The 15,534-nt window shown below is 46.3% G+C and carries 15 protein-coding genes; 7 read left to right on the top strand and 8 right to left on the bottom strand.

The window, feature by feature from the left end; translation table 11 throughout:
• Positions 1–113: 113 nt before the first annotated feature.
• From AB3R30_RS10885 to AB3R30_RS10870, 4 genes are all read right to left on the bottom strand, one after another.
• Entirely contained in the window at positions 114–2,864 is a 2,751-nt protein-coding gene (locus tag AB3R30_RS10885) for an MGH1-like glycoside hydrolase domain-containing protein (RefSeq protein ID WP_458649204.1), read from the bottom strand.
• A 54-nt stretch (positions 2,865–2,918) separates the two neighbouring features.
• Positions 2,919–3,476: an HdeD family acid-resistance protein gene (locus AB3R30_RS10880; protein WP_458649203.1), complete on the bottom strand. Its 558-nt coding sequence runs from the start codon at positions 3,474–3,476 to the stop codon at positions 2,919–2,921.
• Positions 3,477–3,513: 37 nt separating this feature from the next.
• Complete coding sequence (locus tag AB3R30_RS10875) at positions 3,514–4,323, bottom strand: glucose 1-dehydrogenase (RefSeq protein WP_458649202.1); 810 nt, start codon at positions 4,321–4,323, stop codon at positions 3,514–3,516.
• A gap of 208 nt (positions 4,324–4,531) precedes the next feature.
• Positions 4,532–4,687, bottom strand: a complete 156-nt coding sequence (locus AB3R30_RS10870) for a hypothetical protein (protein WP_458649201.1) — start codon at positions 4,685–4,687, stop codon at positions 4,532–4,534.
• 37 nt (positions 4,688–4,724) lie between these two features.
• Between AB3R30_RS10870 and AB3R30_RS10865 the strand changes: the two genes are divergently transcribed.
• Positions 4,725–6,473, top strand: coding sequence for a mechanosensitive ion channel family protein (locus tag AB3R30_RS10865; protein WP_458649200.1), 1,749 nt, complete (start codon positions 4,725–4,727; stop codon positions 6,471–6,473).
• Between the two features lie 2 nt (positions 6,474–6,475).
• On the opposite strand, the gene AB3R30_RS10860 is transcribed toward AB3R30_RS10865, so the two are convergent.
• Positions 6,476–6,838 (bottom strand): phage holin family protein, encoded by a 363-nt coding sequence (locus AB3R30_RS10860; RefSeq protein ID WP_458649199.1) that lies wholly within the window; start codon positions 6,836–6,838, stop codon positions 6,476–6,478.
• Between the two features lie 82 nt (positions 6,839–6,920).
• On the bottom strand, positions 6,921–7,457 hold the full coding sequence (locus AB3R30_RS10855) for a hypothetical protein (protein ID WP_458649198.1): 537 nt from the start codon (positions 7,455–7,457) through the stop codon (positions 6,921–6,923).
• 288 nt (positions 7,458–7,745) lie between these two features.
• On the opposite strand from AB3R30_RS10855, the gene AB3R30_RS10850 reads away from it, so the two are divergent.
• The 6 genes from AB3R30_RS10850 (at position 7,746) to AB3R30_RS10825 (ending at position 12,712) form a co-directional block, all read left to right on the top strand.
• Complete coding sequence (locus AB3R30_RS10850) at positions 7,746–8,177, top strand: hypothetical protein (protein ID WP_458649197.1); 432 nt, start codon at positions 7,746–7,748, stop codon at positions 8,175–8,177.
• A 190-nt stretch (positions 8,178–8,367) separates the two neighbouring features.
• On the top strand, positions 8,368–9,444 hold the full coding sequence (locus AB3R30_RS10845) for an AOC03_06830 family ribosome hibernation factor (protein WP_458649196.1): 1,077 nt from the start codon (positions 8,368–8,370) through the stop codon (positions 9,442–9,444).
• Between the two features lie 15 nt (positions 9,445–9,459).
• Positions 9,460–10,449 carry a glutaminase A gene (glsA, locus tag AB3R30_RS10840; protein ID WP_458649195.1) on the top strand — a complete coding sequence of 330 codons (990 nt, stop codon included), beginning with the start codon at positions 9,460–9,462 and terminating at the stop codon, positions 10,447–10,449.
• A 74-nt stretch (positions 10,450–10,523) separates the two neighbouring features.
• A complete protein-coding gene (locus tag AB3R30_RS10835; protein WP_458649194.1) occupies positions 10,524–11,081 on the top strand; it encodes an HdeD family acid-resistance protein in 558 nt (185 codons plus the stop codon).
• A gap of 110 nt (positions 11,082–11,191) precedes the next feature.
• Complete coding sequence (locus tag AB3R30_RS10830; RefSeq protein ID WP_458649193.1) at positions 11,192–11,776, top strand: hypothetical protein; 585 nt, start codon at positions 11,192–11,194, stop codon at positions 11,774–11,776.
• An 18-nt stretch (positions 11,777–11,794) separates the two neighbouring features.
• Positions 11,795–12,712: a transglutaminase family protein gene (locus AB3R30_RS10825; protein ID WP_458649192.1), complete on the top strand. Its 918-nt coding sequence runs from the start codon at positions 11,795–11,797 to the stop codon at positions 12,710–12,712.
• Between the two features lie 143 nt (positions 12,713–12,855).
• On the opposite strand, the gene AB3R30_RS10820 is transcribed toward AB3R30_RS10825, so the two are convergent.
• Together AB3R30_RS10820 and AB3R30_RS10815 are read right to left on the bottom strand one after the other, a co-directional pair.
• Positions 12,856–13,554, bottom strand: a complete 699-nt coding sequence (locus AB3R30_RS10820) for a hypothetical protein (RefSeq protein WP_458649191.1) — start codon at positions 13,552–13,554, stop codon at positions 12,856–12,858.
• A gap of 5 nt (positions 13,555–13,559) precedes the next feature.
• Positions 13,560–15,272, bottom strand: coding sequence for a hypothetical protein (locus tag AB3R30_RS10815; protein ID WP_458649190.1), 1,713 nt, complete (start codon positions 15,270–15,272; stop codon positions 13,560–13,562).
• Positions 15,273–15,534 lie beyond the last annotated feature (262 nt).

Raw genomic sequence — 15,534 nt, 5'->3', positions numbered from 1 at the left:
GAATGATTGAATCACTTAAAAATCACTGGTAGGGGCACCTCTTGTGGGTGCCCTCAACCACAAGAGGTGCCCCTACTGACACCAATGATGAACCGTGCGATCGCCTGGGTCACTTACTCTGCCAGCCCTTCAACCGGATATTTTGCCAGTTCGCCCGGTGCGACCGTGTTCATTACGGTTTCGGGGGTAAAGTAGCCTAATGCCTGGATAATTCGGGCAATGCAGCCCGTCCATCCCGTTTGATGACTAGCGCCAATTCCGGCTCCGCTATCTCCATTGAAATATTCGTAGAACAGAATCAAATCACGCCAGTGAGGATCGGTTTGGAACTTCTCCGCAGCCGTGCCATAGACAGGGCGACGACCCGATTCATCCTTGAGGAAAATCCCCGCAATTCGTTCACTAATACACTGAGCCACGGTAAACAGCGTTACCTGATTGCCTGATCCGGTGGGGTATTCAATAGTAAACGCATCGCCGTAATAGCTATAGAGTTGCAGCAGCGATCGAATGAGCAATAGGTTAACAGGCATCCAGATAGGACCACGCCAGTTGGAATTCCCGCCAAACATGCCAGAGGTGGAGTCACCAGCAACATAGCCGACTTTAAACTCTTGTCCTCCATGGTAGAAGCGATAGGGATTATCCAGGTGATAGCGGGAAAGGGAACGAATGCCGCAATCGCTGAGGAATTCAGACTCATCCAGCATTCTAGAGAGAACCCGTCGCAGTTTGTCTTCGTTCAAGACCGATAGCATCAGCCGATTTTGTTCGCCAGGTTTAGAGGGCAGATGCACATTTTGAGTTAGCTCAGGATGACGCATGATAAACTCTCGTGCCCGTGCTTTGAAGCGGGGCAGCTTTTCAAAGGCTTCACTGGGGAAAACAGCAACCGCCATCAGCGGCAATAAACCTACCAGCGATCGCACCTTTAAGCGCGTTGAGTTGCCATCGGGCAAGCGCAACACATCGTAGAAAAAGCCGTCTGCCTCATCCCACAGTTCATCGCAGTGGTCACCAATCCGATCCATGGCTCCCGAAATCCACATTGTATGTTCAAAGAACTTGATGGCAAGGTCTTCATAGATGGAATCATGGAGTGCTAACTCGATCGCAATCTGGAACATTCGCTGACTGAAGAACACCATCCAAGACGTCCCGTCGGCTTGTTCTAGATGCCCCCCGGTGGGTAAGGGGGAACTGCGATCGAACACACTGATGTTATCCAGACCCAAAAAGCCACCTTGAAACAAATTGTTGCCGCCTTCATCTTTGCGGTTGACCCACCAGGTGAAGTTAATCAGCAATTTGGAAAAGGCATATTTAAGGAATTCTAGATCGCCCTCGCCATTGTTGCGTTCGCGATCGCGGGTATAGATTTCCCAGGTGGCAAAGGCATGAACAGGCGGATTTACATCACCAAAGTTCCACTCATACGCTGGAATTTGACCATTGGGATGTAGATAATCTTCCCGCAACATCAACATCAATTGATCTTTCGCAAAGTCGGGATCGATCAAACTAATGGGGATGACGTGGAAAGCGAGATCCCATGCGGCATACCAGGGATATTCCCACTTATCCGGCATGGAAACAATATCGTCGTTATACATGTGAAACCAATCGTTGTTCCGCACATGTTTACGATTAGATGGAGAAGTCCAAGGTGTAATATTGCGCTCTCGCAGCCATTGATCCACGTCGTAGTAGAAGTACTGCTTTGTCCACATCATCCCTGCCAAAGCTTGCCGCATCACATTGGCGCGATCGCGATCGGCTTGAACTGCTGGCGGAATCACCGTGGCATAGAACTCATCGGCTTCTTGAACACGAGCCGCAAACTGCTGATCAAAAGTGCCAAATGGCTGCCCCACTTGAGCCGGAGCTTGATTAGTCAAACGGAAGCGCAAAACCTTCGTTTCTCCGGCTCCAACCGTGACTTCGTAATGGGGCGAAACTTTGGTGCCCACATCGCTCGGATTCACAGCATTCTGTTGACCCTGCACAACCGCGTTGTTGATGCCGTCTTTAACATAGGGACTGGCATTGGCAGTATTAAACAACCGCTGATTGTTCGTTTCATTCTCCGTGAACAGTAGAGGAGCGACTCCATCACAGTAGAAGTAATAGTCTTTAACATATTTATCGAGCAAGGTATCCGTAATCTGGGCATGGATCACACTGTTGCCCGTGCCCTCGATCTTAGTGAACACTGGCTTGGCACCGCCAACCGCCCAAGTCCAGGTATTGCGAAACCACAGAGTCGGCAGCACATGAATTGGAGCCGCTTCTGGTCCTCGATTGGCAATGCTAATTTGAATGAGAATATCCTCGACATCGCCTTTGGCATATTCAACAAACACATCAAAGTAGCGATCGCCCTCAAAAATGCCCGTATCGAGTAGTTCATACTCCAGTTGATAACGATCGCGATTTCGGTTCGTCTCAACGAGATCATTGTAAGGAAACTCTGCCTGGGGATATTTGTAGAGATACTTCATGTACGAATGAGTCGGCGTACTATCCAGGTAGAAGTAGTACTCTTTCACATCTTCGCCGTGGTTGCCTTCGCTGTTGGTCAACCCAAACAACCGCTCTTTGAGAATCGGGTCGTTGCCGTTCCAAAGCGCCAGTGCAAAGCAGAGCAGATTATGGCTATCGGTGATGCCGCCCAACCCATCTTCGCCCCAGCGATAAGTCCGCGATCGCGCATGATCATGGGGAAAATAACCCCAGGCATTGCCATCAGAACTATAGTCTTCGCGCACCGTGCCCCACTGCCGTTCACTTAAATAGGGTCCCCATTTATACCAATCGGCTTCGCCAGTGCGGATTTGCTTCAACCGTTGCTCTTCTGCGCTCATCCCTATCTCCTGATGACTTTTGATCTTTAAAAGCTCAATTTAGTCAATATCGTATTACATATCTGCTCGATAATTGTGCCGAACCGCCCAAGGGATCACAATCATCCAAACGCCTGTAAACATCAAATTTATCCCAACGAACACTCCCAGTATCCAGGCTGCGCTAAAGGGCCATTGATAAAAAATCAAAATTCCCAACACGATCGCCAACAAACCGCTGACCAACGTCCAAACCCAGTTTGCCTCTGGACGCGCCTTGAATGCTGCAATCACCTCCAGAATGCCCTGACCCACAATGGCAATCCCAAAAGCAACAGTGAGCGTCAGCGCAGCCCCAAAAACATTGCTCAGCAGCAAAATTCCAGTAATCACATAGAGAATTCCAATCAGTAGCTTTAACAAGAAGCCGCGATCTTGTCGAGATTGAATCGCGTAGACAATGCGAATGATTCCTGCAAATAAGAAAATCCAGGAAAAAACACGCGCCACAGCGACTGTTGCCATAAAGGGTTCCACGATCGCGGCAAGTCCCAACAGCAGCATCACAACACCTAGGGCAATAAACCAACCTGAGTTTTGCCGGACTTTACGAATCACTTCAGCTTCCATCATCGTCACTCCAATAGGAATTTACGCTAATCTAAACATCCTAGGCAGACCATGCTTCTCGAAAATCGGCATAGAGAGTCAACCCGCCATCAATGAACAAGGTTTGTCCGGTGATATAAGCGGCTTCATCCGAGGCGAGGAATGCTACCCCTGCTGCCACTTCTTCAACGGTGCCGGCTCGTGCCAGAGGAATATGGCTTTCAACAACGGCTTTCTTTTCTGGATTGTCGATCCAATCTTGATTGATCGGCGTGATGGTGGCACCAGGGGCGATCGCGTTCACCCGAATGCCGCGTGCTGCATATTCCAACGCTAATGTTTTTGTCAGATTTTCCATACCGCCCTTGCTAATGGTATAGCTGGCATACAACGGGCGCGGAATGATCTCGTGAACACTGGAAACGTTGATAATGATGCCAGGGCGATCGCGATCCAAGCAATGCTTGATCAGTTCTCTAGCGCACAGAAACGCGCCCCGTAGATTGACCGATAAAACCTGATCAAACGCTTGGGCAGTCACTTCATGGGAAGGACATTCTTTTTGAATCCCCGCATTATTCACCAAAATATCGAGGCTACCAAACATCTCAATTGTTTTATTAACCATATTGAGGATGTCTTCTTCCTTGGAAACATCGCCTTGAATCAGCAGTGTTTTTACGCCGCTGCCATCCTCTGAGCGAGGGGCTTTCTGCATGGCTAGGCGCTCGGTTTCTTTGGCTTCCTCTGCTCCTTTGCGATAGTTGATCACAATGTTGCAGCCTTCTTGGGCAAGCCGAATGGCGATCGCCTGCCCGATTCCTGAACTTGCCCCCGTGATCAGGGCGGTCTTTCCAGCTAATCCTTTCATGATCGCCACTCTTAATAAAAAATTAGATTGATTAGGCAATATTAAAGTATAAATTGAGCCATCACTGCCCTACTGGAGTAAGTCAAGGCTAGACAATCCTTAGCAGTCAATTGGAGCAACAGCCTAAGATTAAACTGGGAAGTTATATGAAAGCAATATGAAGAAAGCAATATGAAAAAGAAAATGTTTTGATTGACCACTTTTGAATTCATCCTGGAGTCATTCTGTTGCCCCAGTGTCCAATCCTGCGATCGCTGACTCTAAATAGTTTTGCACCATAATCGCAATATTTAACGGGATAGACCCCTGCTTGAATGACTATGACAATCACATCCATTTTGCGTAACGTCCGTACTAGAGTCAATTTGTTACGCCAACTTGTTGTGTGCATCACAATACTAATGGTGCTAATCGGCGAGATGATGAACTTCGCGATCGCCCCCCCAATTGCTTTAGCACAGTTGCCCTCTCTCACAGCGCCGAATGCAGCCCCGCCGCTTCCTAATGGTGTTGAGCGGCGAGGCTCATTAGAATCGACTGGGGTGCGGCTTGATGGGCAAGAACTGTTTAAGATTGCGTCTCCGGCGGTGGCGAATCGCACCGAACCTGGCGATCAGATTCCGGTCGAAGTCCGTGCTAGGCAAATAGAAGCCAATTTGGAACAACTGGTGACTGGAAATGGATTGCCGGATGGAACCGTGCTCGATCCCAAAACGCTGGAGGTCGTGATTGAGACCGTCAACAGGCAGCCTGTTCTGTTTGTCAACGATGCCACCCTAGCTGAACCGAAAGTATTGCTCACCGTAACGGATGCGGATGCTCAATATGCTTCAGTCAATAAGACCCGATTGGCATCGCGATGGCAAGAAACTTTAGAAAGTGAACTTCGGCAAGCACTTGAATTACGCAAACCCGAAGCGTTGCAGCAACAAATTGCTACCGTGGTCAAAGTCTTAGGCACAAATGTACTGTTAACGCTGATATTGGGGGCAGCTTGGGCGCTTTTTGAACAACGCAAACAACGGCTGGAACAACGACAGGCAGCAGAATCTGTATTGATTCGCACTCAAGAACTCGCGCTTGTAGAGGCATTAGATGTAGAGGTATTGGATGTTGAACTATCGGACTTAGAGCCAAAGTTGCGATGGCTTCAGGCGCTGCGTCAGCATTTCAGCTTGCAACGACGACTAGAAACGGTTCGGTTTATGCGATGGTTGCTATTTTGGGCGATCGCCTTTGTCTGGGTGATTGGGCTTGCCTACAGTTTCCATACCTTTCCTCAGACGCGCCAGTTTGCCAAAAAGGTCATTGCTACCCCGATTGTATTGCTCATGACCTGGTTCTTGACTGGGTTAACGAATCGGCTAACCAATCTGCTCGTAGATCGCTTCATTCAAGGTCGAGAGCAAGAGCAATCCTTACCTGCCGCAACGCTTCAGCGAATTTCCACGATCGCCAACGTGATTAAAGATCTAAAAGTGGCGTTACTCTACTCGGTGGCGATTCTTGGGGTGCTTCAATGGCTAAATTTATTACCCGGATCGATCCTAACGCTGGGGGCGTTAGGTGCCTTGGCGATTTCATTTGCGGCGCAAAGCTTGCTCAAAGATTTGGTAAATGGATTTCTAATTTTACTAGAAGATCAGTTTCGGATTGGCGATAACATCCGAGTCGGCAGCATCTCTGGGATAGTGGAAAATCTAAATTTGAGGGTTACCCAAATCCGCAGTGACGAAGGCGGTTTGATCACCCTGCCGAATAGCTTAATTGCTGAGGTGGAAAACCGATCACGCACTTGGGCACGCGCCGATTTTCGGATTGAGGTCGCCTACCATACTAATGTTGATCATGCTCTTGCGGTGGTTCGGGAAACGGTCGATCGCATGGCACAAGATTCACAGTGGCAATCTATGATCTTGGATACTCATGAACTATTTGGAGTGGATCAAATTTCCCATACTGGAATTGTGATTCGCATCTGGATTAAAACGGTTCCAGCAATGCAGTGGGCGATCGCTAGAGAATTGCGTCGTCGGCTCAAAATTGACTTTGATCGCCACCAGATTCAAATTGGGATTCCTCAACAAATCATGGTGGAGAAAGGTTCTGGCACATCTAACCCGGTTGAACTGCCGCAAACGAGTGAATAGGTTTAAAGGGTGACTAAGCCAGTTTTATTCAATACGAAGAATAGAGTGAAGTTAACCAGTGTGAGCGCGATCGCCCCCAGAATCGCACTACCAACCCCCCACTTCAACCGAAACCCTTCAACTAACCAAGCCGCAAACCCAAAAATCAGAATATTACCGATCAGCGGAATTAGACCCAAACTCAGAATCGCCGGAACTGCCCGCAACCACGTAGGAATCAAATTATACAGTCCATCAAATGCACCAATAATTGCGCCTGCAATCAGCGCCTTAATGGGATGATCAATCTCAACACCAAAGGGCAACTTAGAGATAATCAACAAACTTATTGCGGTCACAACGATAGCAATCAAAAAACCTAGCATTCGTTGACTCCTTTCTTTAGAGTTCAATAACAATTAAGCGGCAACTAAGGATATTTAACTCCTCCAATAGTTTTGAACACTACTAGGGCTTAAAGTGCAACGCTTTATCAATTGATGACAATGCCCCAGATTCTGGACGGCTGACCCGTTCGCCGCCAATCCCAAACCGTCCCTCTTCTTTAACCGCTTTGGCAACCTGAGTGGCGATCGCCAAAATCCATTGCTTAAATTCCTCTGCCTGCGTTACGGGAACTTTAGACATCAAAATAGAACTCACCTGATTGAAATGAGCGATCGCTTGTTTTTGCCCATCAGACGTACTACTAAAATTTTGAATAGTTCCGATCAACTCAAATTGTTGCTTTAATAACAACTGCTCACCTTGAAGCGACTCTTGAGCAACAACCTCATTTAGGGAAGCAATCACCGACTTGACTAGATCACTAGAAATATCCTGCCGTTGCAGTTCGGTTGCCAAAATTTGAACGGCTGCCTGCATTTCTTTTAAAAGGGAAACCACATCGGTTTTGTCTGCAAGAATCACCGTCAAAATAGCTTGCTTAGGAGTTTGCAACAGAGTTGCCCATTCACTATCTGAAAAATACTGTTGCTTGATCATGAAAATCCCCTACGGTCTACTAAACTGCAACCCAAAATATTAATATAAAACTTACAAAAGAAATATATGAAAGTTATAGGAAAAGTCTAGTTTCAGCCCAAACTAATCCGTTAGTGTCATTCAGTCAGTGTCCGCGATCGCACCGACTCCTTGGGGTTGCCAGCCAATCTACATTTCGTTACACCCACAAACTTCCTATGAGTTTCATATAACCATAGATTATGATTCACACCGTTACTTTTAACAGATCCGCTGTTTATCCCTTTTGTTTTAGAAGTGAGGTTTCCGATGATTTCTAACCGTGTGCCCAAAATTTTTCTGGCTGCATTGCCCTTGTTTCTCCTCGTAAGCTGCGGCAGTCCATCCACTCCACCCGCCGCCACTACCCAAGACCAAAAAGCTCAACTCTGTACCGATTTGGCACGATTTAATACCGCAGTTGCCACCCTCGCAAGCATGAGTCCTAGTTCCACCGTTGGTGATTTGAGAGCGGCGCGTGATCAAGTCAAAACAACGTTTGCCACTGTTAAAACCACGGCTGCTGGCGTTAAAGACTCAAAAGTTGAGGATTTAGATAGGGCGCAACAGGACTTGGATAAAGCAATTACCAGTGTCCCAAATACCGCAACACTCAAACAAGCGGTGACATCAGTGACTCCGCAAGTAAAAGCAGTTCAAACGGCTGAAGCCACAATGAAAGCGGGTTTAAGCTGCCCTTAATCAACCTAATGATCAAATAATGCGGTTGATCAAATAATGCGGTTGATCAAATAATGCGGTTGATCAAATAATGCGGTTGATCAAATGAGGTTCAGCAGCCAAACTGAAAGCGCGATCGCTAAACGGTGAATGAACCTCATTGTGGGAAAACTACTACAGCCACTTAACATCATCTCGATAGGAAACCCTCATGATCACTCGTCAAGATCTGAAGCAATTGCAATCTTTAACCCAAGTTCCTGCCCTTTCCATTCTGTTGCCTACCCATCGAACGTTTCCTGAGAACAAACAAGATCCGATTCGGGTCAAAAACTTGGTAGATGAAGCAACGGCTCGGCTTGCCGAAGAATTTTCTGACCGCGAGTTGAGTCCGCTACTCCAGCAACTCGAAACGCTCGTAAGCGAAATTGATTACCCCCATACCCTAGATGGGTTGGCTTTGTATGTTAGCCACGACTTCGCCAAACTTTATTACCTGCCGTTTCCCATCCCCGCACGAGTGGTGATTGATCAAACGTTTGCGACCCGCGATTTGGTCTATGGAATGCATCGGGCGCAGCGTTATTGGGTCTTGCTGTTAAGTCAGGCATCTACTCGCCTGCTGGCTGGAACGGGAGAGACGCTGGAGGAAGTTGAAGACAAGAATTTTCCCATGGAAATGACCGGACCTGGGGGCACTACTGCGCTGCCGTTTGACTCTGATTCTAGCTATTTAGATGATCGCCATCGCCGATTTTTTCAGCAGGTAGACAGTGCTTTCACCGAATATGCCCAAGATGAGGCGCTACCGTTAATTGTCGGCGGGGTGGTTCGCCAAGTCTCCTTTTTTCAGGAGGTTTCGCAACATACTTCTGCGATCGCAGGCACCATCAGCAGCAATTTTGATAAAGCAACAGTTTCTGAACTGTCTCCTCAAATGTGGGAGATTGTGCAGACGGTGAGGGTGGAACAACGGGTGGCTGCACTGCAAGCGTTGGATGATGCCATCAGCGCTCAACTGGTTGTCTCGACGATCGAAGAAGCGTGGCAGATGGCGCAGGCAGGTCGCGGCAAGCTGCTTTTGGTTGAGAAAAATTACCATGTGCCAGCGATCTTAAATGAAAGCGGCAAGTTTGAGTTGGTAGAAGAAGTGGGCGGCTCAGATGTGATGGATGATGCGGTGGATGAAATTATTGAAGCCGTGTTGGCAATGGGAGGGGAGGTTGCGATCGTCGATGATGACGCATTAGCGGATCATCAACACATTGCTTTAACGTTGCGTTATTAAACGGACTTGCGGCTCATGCTTGATCAAACAACCCAATCCTCACCGATATCAACAGGGCACTTACCCTCTAGCGATCGCGTAACCACCTTGGTAGCGCAGGCACGCGATCGCTTCCATTCGGTTGATCAAGGGAAAGTCGCAGACTATATTCCGGCGCTGGCTCAGGTGTCCCGTGAGTTGTTTGGTGTTTGTGTGGTTGGGGTAGATGGCTCGATTCATGCGGCTGGAGACACCGATTATCAGTTCTCGATTCAAAGCGTCTCTAAACCTTTTGTGTTTGCTTTGATTTGTCAGGTAATAGGTGAGGATGAAGCCCGCGCCAAACTGGGAGTGAACAGTACTGGACGGGCGTTTGATTCGGTGATTGCCATCACGAAAATCAATCAAGGAACCAGTAACCCGATGGTGAATGCAGGGGCGATCGCGGCGACCAGTTTGGCACCGGGCAACACCGCAGCAGATAAGTGGCAGTTCATTCAAACCGAACTGTCACGATTTGCAGGCAGACCTCTCACTTTAAACGAAGCCGTTTATCAATCTGAAGCCGCCACCAATCAACGCAACCAAGGCATTGCCAAATTGCTTCAAGCCTACGATCGCATCTTTTTCGACTCAACTGAAGCAACCGACATCTACACCAAACAATGTTCGCTCAACGTCACTGCAAAAGATCTAGCAGTTATGGCGGCAACCTTGGCAAACGGCGGCGTGAATCCGCTGACCCAAGAGCGCATTATTGATCCGGTTCACTGCCAGCATGTCTTAGCTGTCATGGTCACCGCCGGACTTTACGAGAATTCGGGCGACTGGCTCTATGAAACTGGATTACCCGGCAAAAGTGGGGTCAGTGGCGGCATGGTCACCGTATCTCCAGGAAAGGGCGGACTGGGAACCTTTGCACCCCCGCTTGATGAAGCTGGCAACAGCGTTAAAGGTCAACTTGTGACTCAATTTTTGTCTGAACAACTGGGACTAAACTTATTCGCATCACAGCCCCTTTATTGATTGCAACTAATTTTTTTGTGTGCAGATGGTAGATTCATATCAACAAGCTCATTTCACCAAGCGAGGTTCATACGATGACTACTGATTTTCAATCTGATATAGATATCAAGAAATCGACAAGTTGGGTCATTGCCCTCAGCATTGCTTTGATCATTCTTGGCATTGTGTCAATCATACTTCCAGCGTTTGCCTCAGCATTTTTCACCTCCTTTATTGGTTGGATTGCGCTGATTAGCGGCATTGTGATGATTGTCCAATCGTTTATGTCAAAACCAGTGCGAGGATTTTGGCTGAATTTAATCGTGGGAATTTTCTACGCCATTGCTGGGGTCTATATTCTGTTTAACCTAGGAGCCGCCATACTGGCATTGACCTTTGCCTTTGGCATTCTGTTCGTCGTTGAAGGGGTTTACACCATCATCATGGCGTTTACGAACAAAGCGGGTCACAGTATGTCGTGGTTGGTGGCGCTTAATGGAATCATTACGTTGATTCTGGGCATCATGGTGCTGAATCGGTTTCCCTTCAGTGCAATTTGGCTGATTGGCTTGTATGTAGGAATTAGCCTATTGATGAGCGGCATCTCTTTGTTAGCCTCGGCTCTAGCGATTCGGAAGGTAATGGCTGCGTAGCCCCAATTCCTGTCAGGGCAGGTTTAGCAAAAAAGTTAGCTTAGCTCAAGAACTTCGGCAAAATCTGCCCCAACCTAGCGATATTTCTTAGAAATCATCTAGGCAAAACCATGAAGAAAAGCGATCGCATCTTTAACGAAACTTACAAAATTGATGAAGCGACTAATCTGCACATGATTGAGGTTGCGATCGATCAGCACAGCGATATTTTCAACGAATGGGATGCGGCTCCCTTTAAACGTCGAGATCTCGATCCCGATCTGCAACTCTATTTGGAAACAAATTCTAACGAAATTACTGCTAAGTATAATGTCGAACTCTGTTTCACCCTACCCGCAGGAAGGCGAGATGAACCCCTAGAGGAGGAATCTCGGAATGGCATTAAAAATAGCTTTATCTCAAAGCGCTATTTTCTTAGCAAAGACATCAAGAAGACTAACACTCGGATGGTTTGGTTTGTCCTGGTAGGTCTCTTATGTTTGTGGGTTGCAAAAGTTCTTTCGGGTCGAGTTTCGGAAGCAGATTTGCCATCCATTTTGCTGGAAGGGCTGGCAATCAGTGGCTGGGTTTTTCTGTGGGAAGCGGTTTCGCTATTCTTTTTCACGAACCGTGAACTCTACGATCGCTACAAAACCTATAAACGATTGCAGAATGCACCCGTAATCTTTCGGGAAGCGGAAAACTCAGCCCTGTAGGAATGAAATGATCCAAAAATGACAGTCATTTATGACCTTGAACATATCACTACTTATCGATATCGGAATCCAGTAACATTTGGTGAACATCGCGCGATCTTCCTTCCCAGTGCAGGGTTTGGCGGACGCATTTTGAGCTATTCTTTGGAAACTAATATCCTATCTAAAGTCCGCTGGGTGATGGATACGCTCTCTAATAGTGTGGCAGTGATTCACCTAAACGACCCTGCGAAAGAATTGAGCGTCACTTGTCGAGTTCGGGGAGAACATTTTGGTATTCAGGCGATCGCGGACTTTTCCCTAGATGACCGGGCGATAAAAGTTCCCGTACAATATACGCCCGATGAATGGATCGATCTCGCGGTGTTTATGCGCCCCCATGCCGAAGATCCGGATGGTCGCCTTGCGGCGTGGGCAAAAAGCTTTGTAGCGGGTGACCAAGACGAGACGCTGGATGTGCTGCAACGGATGATGGACACGATCTGGAACACGTTGTCTTATCAAGCACGAGAGGCAGAGGGCACCCAATCTCCCAGCGAGACTCTGCGCTTGCAGTCGGGCACTTGTCGAGATTATGCCTGGTTGATGATTGAAGCATTGCGTCGGCTGGGCTTTGCCTGTCGCTTTGTCAGCGGCTATCTCTACGATGCAGCATTGGATGGTGGAGAGATTGGCATGACGGGTTCTGGGGCAACCCATGCGTGGCTACAAGTGTATCTGCCGGGGGCTGGCTGGCGAACGTATGATCCGACCAATCGAATTACGGCAGGCTTCGATCTAATTCGGGTGGCGATCGCCCGTCATCCAGGACAGGTCATTCCCCTACTCGGCTCTTGGTTTGGGGATGCTCAGGACTACTTGGGCATGGATGTAAAAGTAGGAATTCGCAAACTTGGGACACTGCCTGAGTTTGAGGAAATAATCACTTCTATTTAGTCCATACATCCGGCAAAGCTCAACAGCGGCAGCTAGCCTTTTTAACCCCACCCATATCTCCCGGCCGTCCGTTGCAGCGTGTTGTTAGGTTGCTGGTTGAGAATCTAAAGATATGCTGTGAGAGAACAAATTTTAATTAGCTATCACAAATCTTTTGGTATTCTTAAACGCCTCAACTCGCTAGCCCGCTCAGAGTTTTCACTTTGCATATCAGGATCAACAAATAGTGCATATGGCACGGCTTCAAATATCTCATCAATATAGTCGTGGAAAGTGTTTAATGTTGGAGCAGTATAGTTGAGTGGGATCACTCCAAACTCAACATAATGAATGGTCTTTCTAAAAACTTGAACTGGGGAGAGAACACTAAACAAGCATCCAAAGTTAGCATCCTTAAAGTAGGAAGAGGCGACAAAACACTCATCTGCAGAATTATAAACTCCTCTATCGCCTTTATACTTAATGTTTAAATTATTACCATGAATAAATTCCCTAGAAATTCCTTGCTGCTCTAAAAAAATACAACCTGCTTCGCTCAAAGAAATTTTATCTGGAATCCCTTCGTGGACGTGTCTACTACCTGGAACATAAATCTCTACATATTTTCCTGAAATACACTCCTTCTCATAAAGAGCCTTGGCTAGGAGCAATCGGTGAGCAAATTCTTCGTTTGGTTTTTCTCCATTTACAAGAGGATGTTGAGCAGCAATTTCGATCAAAACAGTAGGAATGGAGGATCTTAATTTCATAAAGCTTTTCGCAATCTCAAACTTCTCCTCCCAATATTGACGCTCCTGAACTGTCCCTATAGCCCAACTCTTTTTAGATACAGAAAGTTCCATTTTGACTACTCCACTTCATCCATCACGCCCTCAAGAAAGCCGAGAACTCCTTTACCCCAGGATGTTTCCTCAACAAAATGCTCACCAACGTTAAGAGAACCTTGTTTCACACCGTTCCAAAGACGTTTGAGACTCAGAAGATTTTCCCAGCGTTGAGGTTGGTTCTGCTTGATCTCTTCAAACTCCGTTTCAATGATAGTGGCAGCTTGCTCTTCCGTTGCTTGAGGATGTTTTTGCTGTAAATCTGCAATCACCTGTTTCAAGTCATCTAAAGCCTGTTTGAGATCTGTATCCTTAGCTCGGTCATCCTCAATGTAAGTCTCAACTTGCTCAATGTATGTTTTAACTTGCTCAAAAATTTGGACTTTTTGAGCGTTGGGAAAGCTGTACTTCGGCTGATCCTGCATGGCTTGAATACTAACGTGGATTTCCTCTAGTCTACTAGAAACTGGATCAATAGGCTTATCTCTAATACTTGCTTTAATAGCTGATGGATCTAAGGCGAACACTGTTGTTCTTGATATGTTTTGATCTAATCCATAAAAGATATCTCTAAATATCTCTCTCGCAATCTCACGTAATCTCTTCAACCTATCAAAAGCTTTCTCAATTTCTTCTTGATGTCCAACTTTTACCATCCGAACAGACTGAATTAAATCTCTCAAATTATTAACATCTGTTACGTCTCTATTATTTCGTATTTGCGATTTATAAATAGCCTCAATAGCTGCATCTTCTAATAGTGCAATAGCATCAGAGAGATTGAATTCTATAGGGCGCATTGATTCTAACTCTTGATCAAATTTCTTTCGTATTTTATTCCAGTAAGGCTGAGGTGACTCTTTCAATCTATGAACATGGAGATCACCCATCATTCCAGGTTGCCAAGGTACAGTGTTTACATAAGCAATTTCCTGGTCAGTAATCGTACCTCTAAATGTTGGAGCACCTTGAAAAAGTTTTAGTTTAAACTTTCTTCGATCATCTTCATTTTGCCTCTCTTGGAAAAACATTTCTACTGCACGAATTGCACAAAGACTATCAACAGTAGCTCGCGCAAAATTTGCTCGACGATCACTTAAATACTTACTACGTGCTTGAAAGTCGTAATGACTTTCTAGTTCGCTCAAAATGTTCCAGTCTCTTTCAAAATTACGAATTTCAGATAATTCTCTCTCACAGGCTTCTTGAAGTGAATTAGGTGTAGGTAAGTCGATCTCTAGATAAAATCCATCACTTCGTTTGAGAAGGTTTAAGTAAGCTAATAAATGGGTTAAGTCTTCACTAAATGCAGCCCTAATAATTCGAAAAGAAGACTGTGCTTCTTGAATAATGCGTCTATTTTGTCTGCTATTCTCTTCACTTCTAAGCACAATCCTTTTAGTAGTTTCCCCCGATGAAAAATCTTGAGGACTATTGGCGACAGTTAAGGGCCAGACATCCTCAATCTTTTTGGGATCCTTGAATTGCCTATCAAAGCGTTCCCATACGTTGCAGAAAATTTTTGCAAGTGCTGAGGGAGCTTGTAATACCTTTAGAATTTGAGTTGTATCTCTACTATTAACTTGTTGTAAGGTTTCATATCCTGCAATTACAGGGCTTGATATGCCAAGTCCAGCGTAGTGAGAAGTGTAAAGTTTCTCATCAATTACGTAAAAATTATCTCGAAAAAGCGTTCCTTTAGGCATGGGGATATAGAGATGACCAAAAGCTTCCATTGACTTTCCTTGTTAAGGCAACTGTAAAAGGAGTTAGATAACCTCGCTACCATTCAAGAACTACCTAGCGATTCTAAATAACTCAACTGACTTTTCTAGCGAAATGGGAAAAGGCTTTTGATGCACCCTAAGTAGCGATTGACCCTACTGGCTGTTTCGCTTATGAGCAGAAGGTAACATACCCTTGGGCTATGTGACGACCTAGAACCTTAGCGAAGGATACTGTTTTACAGACAAACCTATGATGGTTCTTCAACTTCAA

Source organism: Sivoneniella epilithica UHCC 1019 (assembly GCF_040830845.1).
GTDB lineage: Bacteria > Cyanobacteriota > Cyanobacteriia > Leptolyngbyales > Leptolyngbyaceae > ULC077BIN1.
Note: the sequence above shows the minus strand (reverse complement) of the source record. Positions and strands in the feature narration are given on the sequence as shown.

What these genes read in the sequence shown, in the direction of transcription:
- AB3R30_RS10880 (WP_458649203.1), bottom strand. Translation starts at nt 3,476, where the DNA reads ATGATGGAAGCTGAAGTGATTCGTAAAGTCCGGCAAAACTCAGGTTGG.
- AB3R30_RS10845 (WP_458649196.1), top strand. Translation starts at nt 8,368, where the DNA reads ATGATCACTCGTCAAGATCTGAAGCAATTGCAATCTTTAACCCAAGTT.
- AB3R30_RS10855 (WP_458649198.1), bottom strand. Translation starts at nt 7,457, where the DNA reads ATGATCAAGCAACAGTATTTTTCAGATAGTGAATGGGCAACTCTGTTG.
- AB3R30_RS10885 (WP_458649204.1), bottom strand. Translation starts at nt 2,864, where the DNA reads ATGAGCGCAGAAGAGCAACGGTTGAAGCAAATCCGCACTGGCGAAGCC.
- glsA (WP_458649195.1), top strand. Translation starts at nt 9,460, where the DNA reads ATGCTTGATCAAACAACCCAATCCTCACCGATATCAACAGGGCACTTA.
- AB3R30_RS10830 (WP_458649193.1), top strand. Translation starts at nt 11,192, where the DNA reads ATGAAGAAAAGCGATCGCATCTTTAACGAAACTTACAAAATTGATGAA.
- AB3R30_RS10815 (WP_458649190.1), bottom strand. Translation starts at nt 15,272, where the DNA reads ATGGAAGCTTTTGGTCATCTCTATATCCCCATGCCTAAAGGAACGCTT.
- AB3R30_RS10820 (WP_458649191.1), bottom strand. Translation starts at nt 13,554, where the DNA reads ATGGAACTTTCTGTATCTAAAAAGAGTTGGGCTATAGGGACAGTTCAG.
- AB3R30_RS10850 (WP_458649197.1), top strand. Translation starts at nt 7,746, where the DNA reads ATGATTTCTAACCGTGTGCCCAAAATTTTTCTGGCTGCATTGCCCTTG.
- AB3R30_RS10875 (WP_458649202.1), bottom strand. Translation starts at nt 4,323, where the DNA reads ATGAAAGGATTAGCTGGAAAGACCGCCCTGATCACGGGGGCAAGTTCA.
- AB3R30_RS10825 (WP_458649192.1), top strand. Translation starts at nt 11,795, where the DNA reads ATGACAGTCATTTATGACCTTGAACATATCACTACTTATCGATATCGG.
- AB3R30_RS10835 (WP_458649194.1), top strand. Translation starts at nt 10,524, where the DNA reads ATGACTACTGATTTTCAATCTGATATAGATATCAAGAAATCGACAAGT.
- AB3R30_RS10860 (WP_458649199.1), bottom strand. Translation starts at nt 6,838, where the DNA reads ATGCTAGGTTTTTTGATTGCTATCGTTGTGACCGCAATAAGTTTGTTG.
- AB3R30_RS10865 (WP_458649200.1), top strand. Translation starts at nt 4,725, where the DNA reads ATGGTGCTAATCGGCGAGATGATGAACTTCGCGATCGCCCCCCCAATT.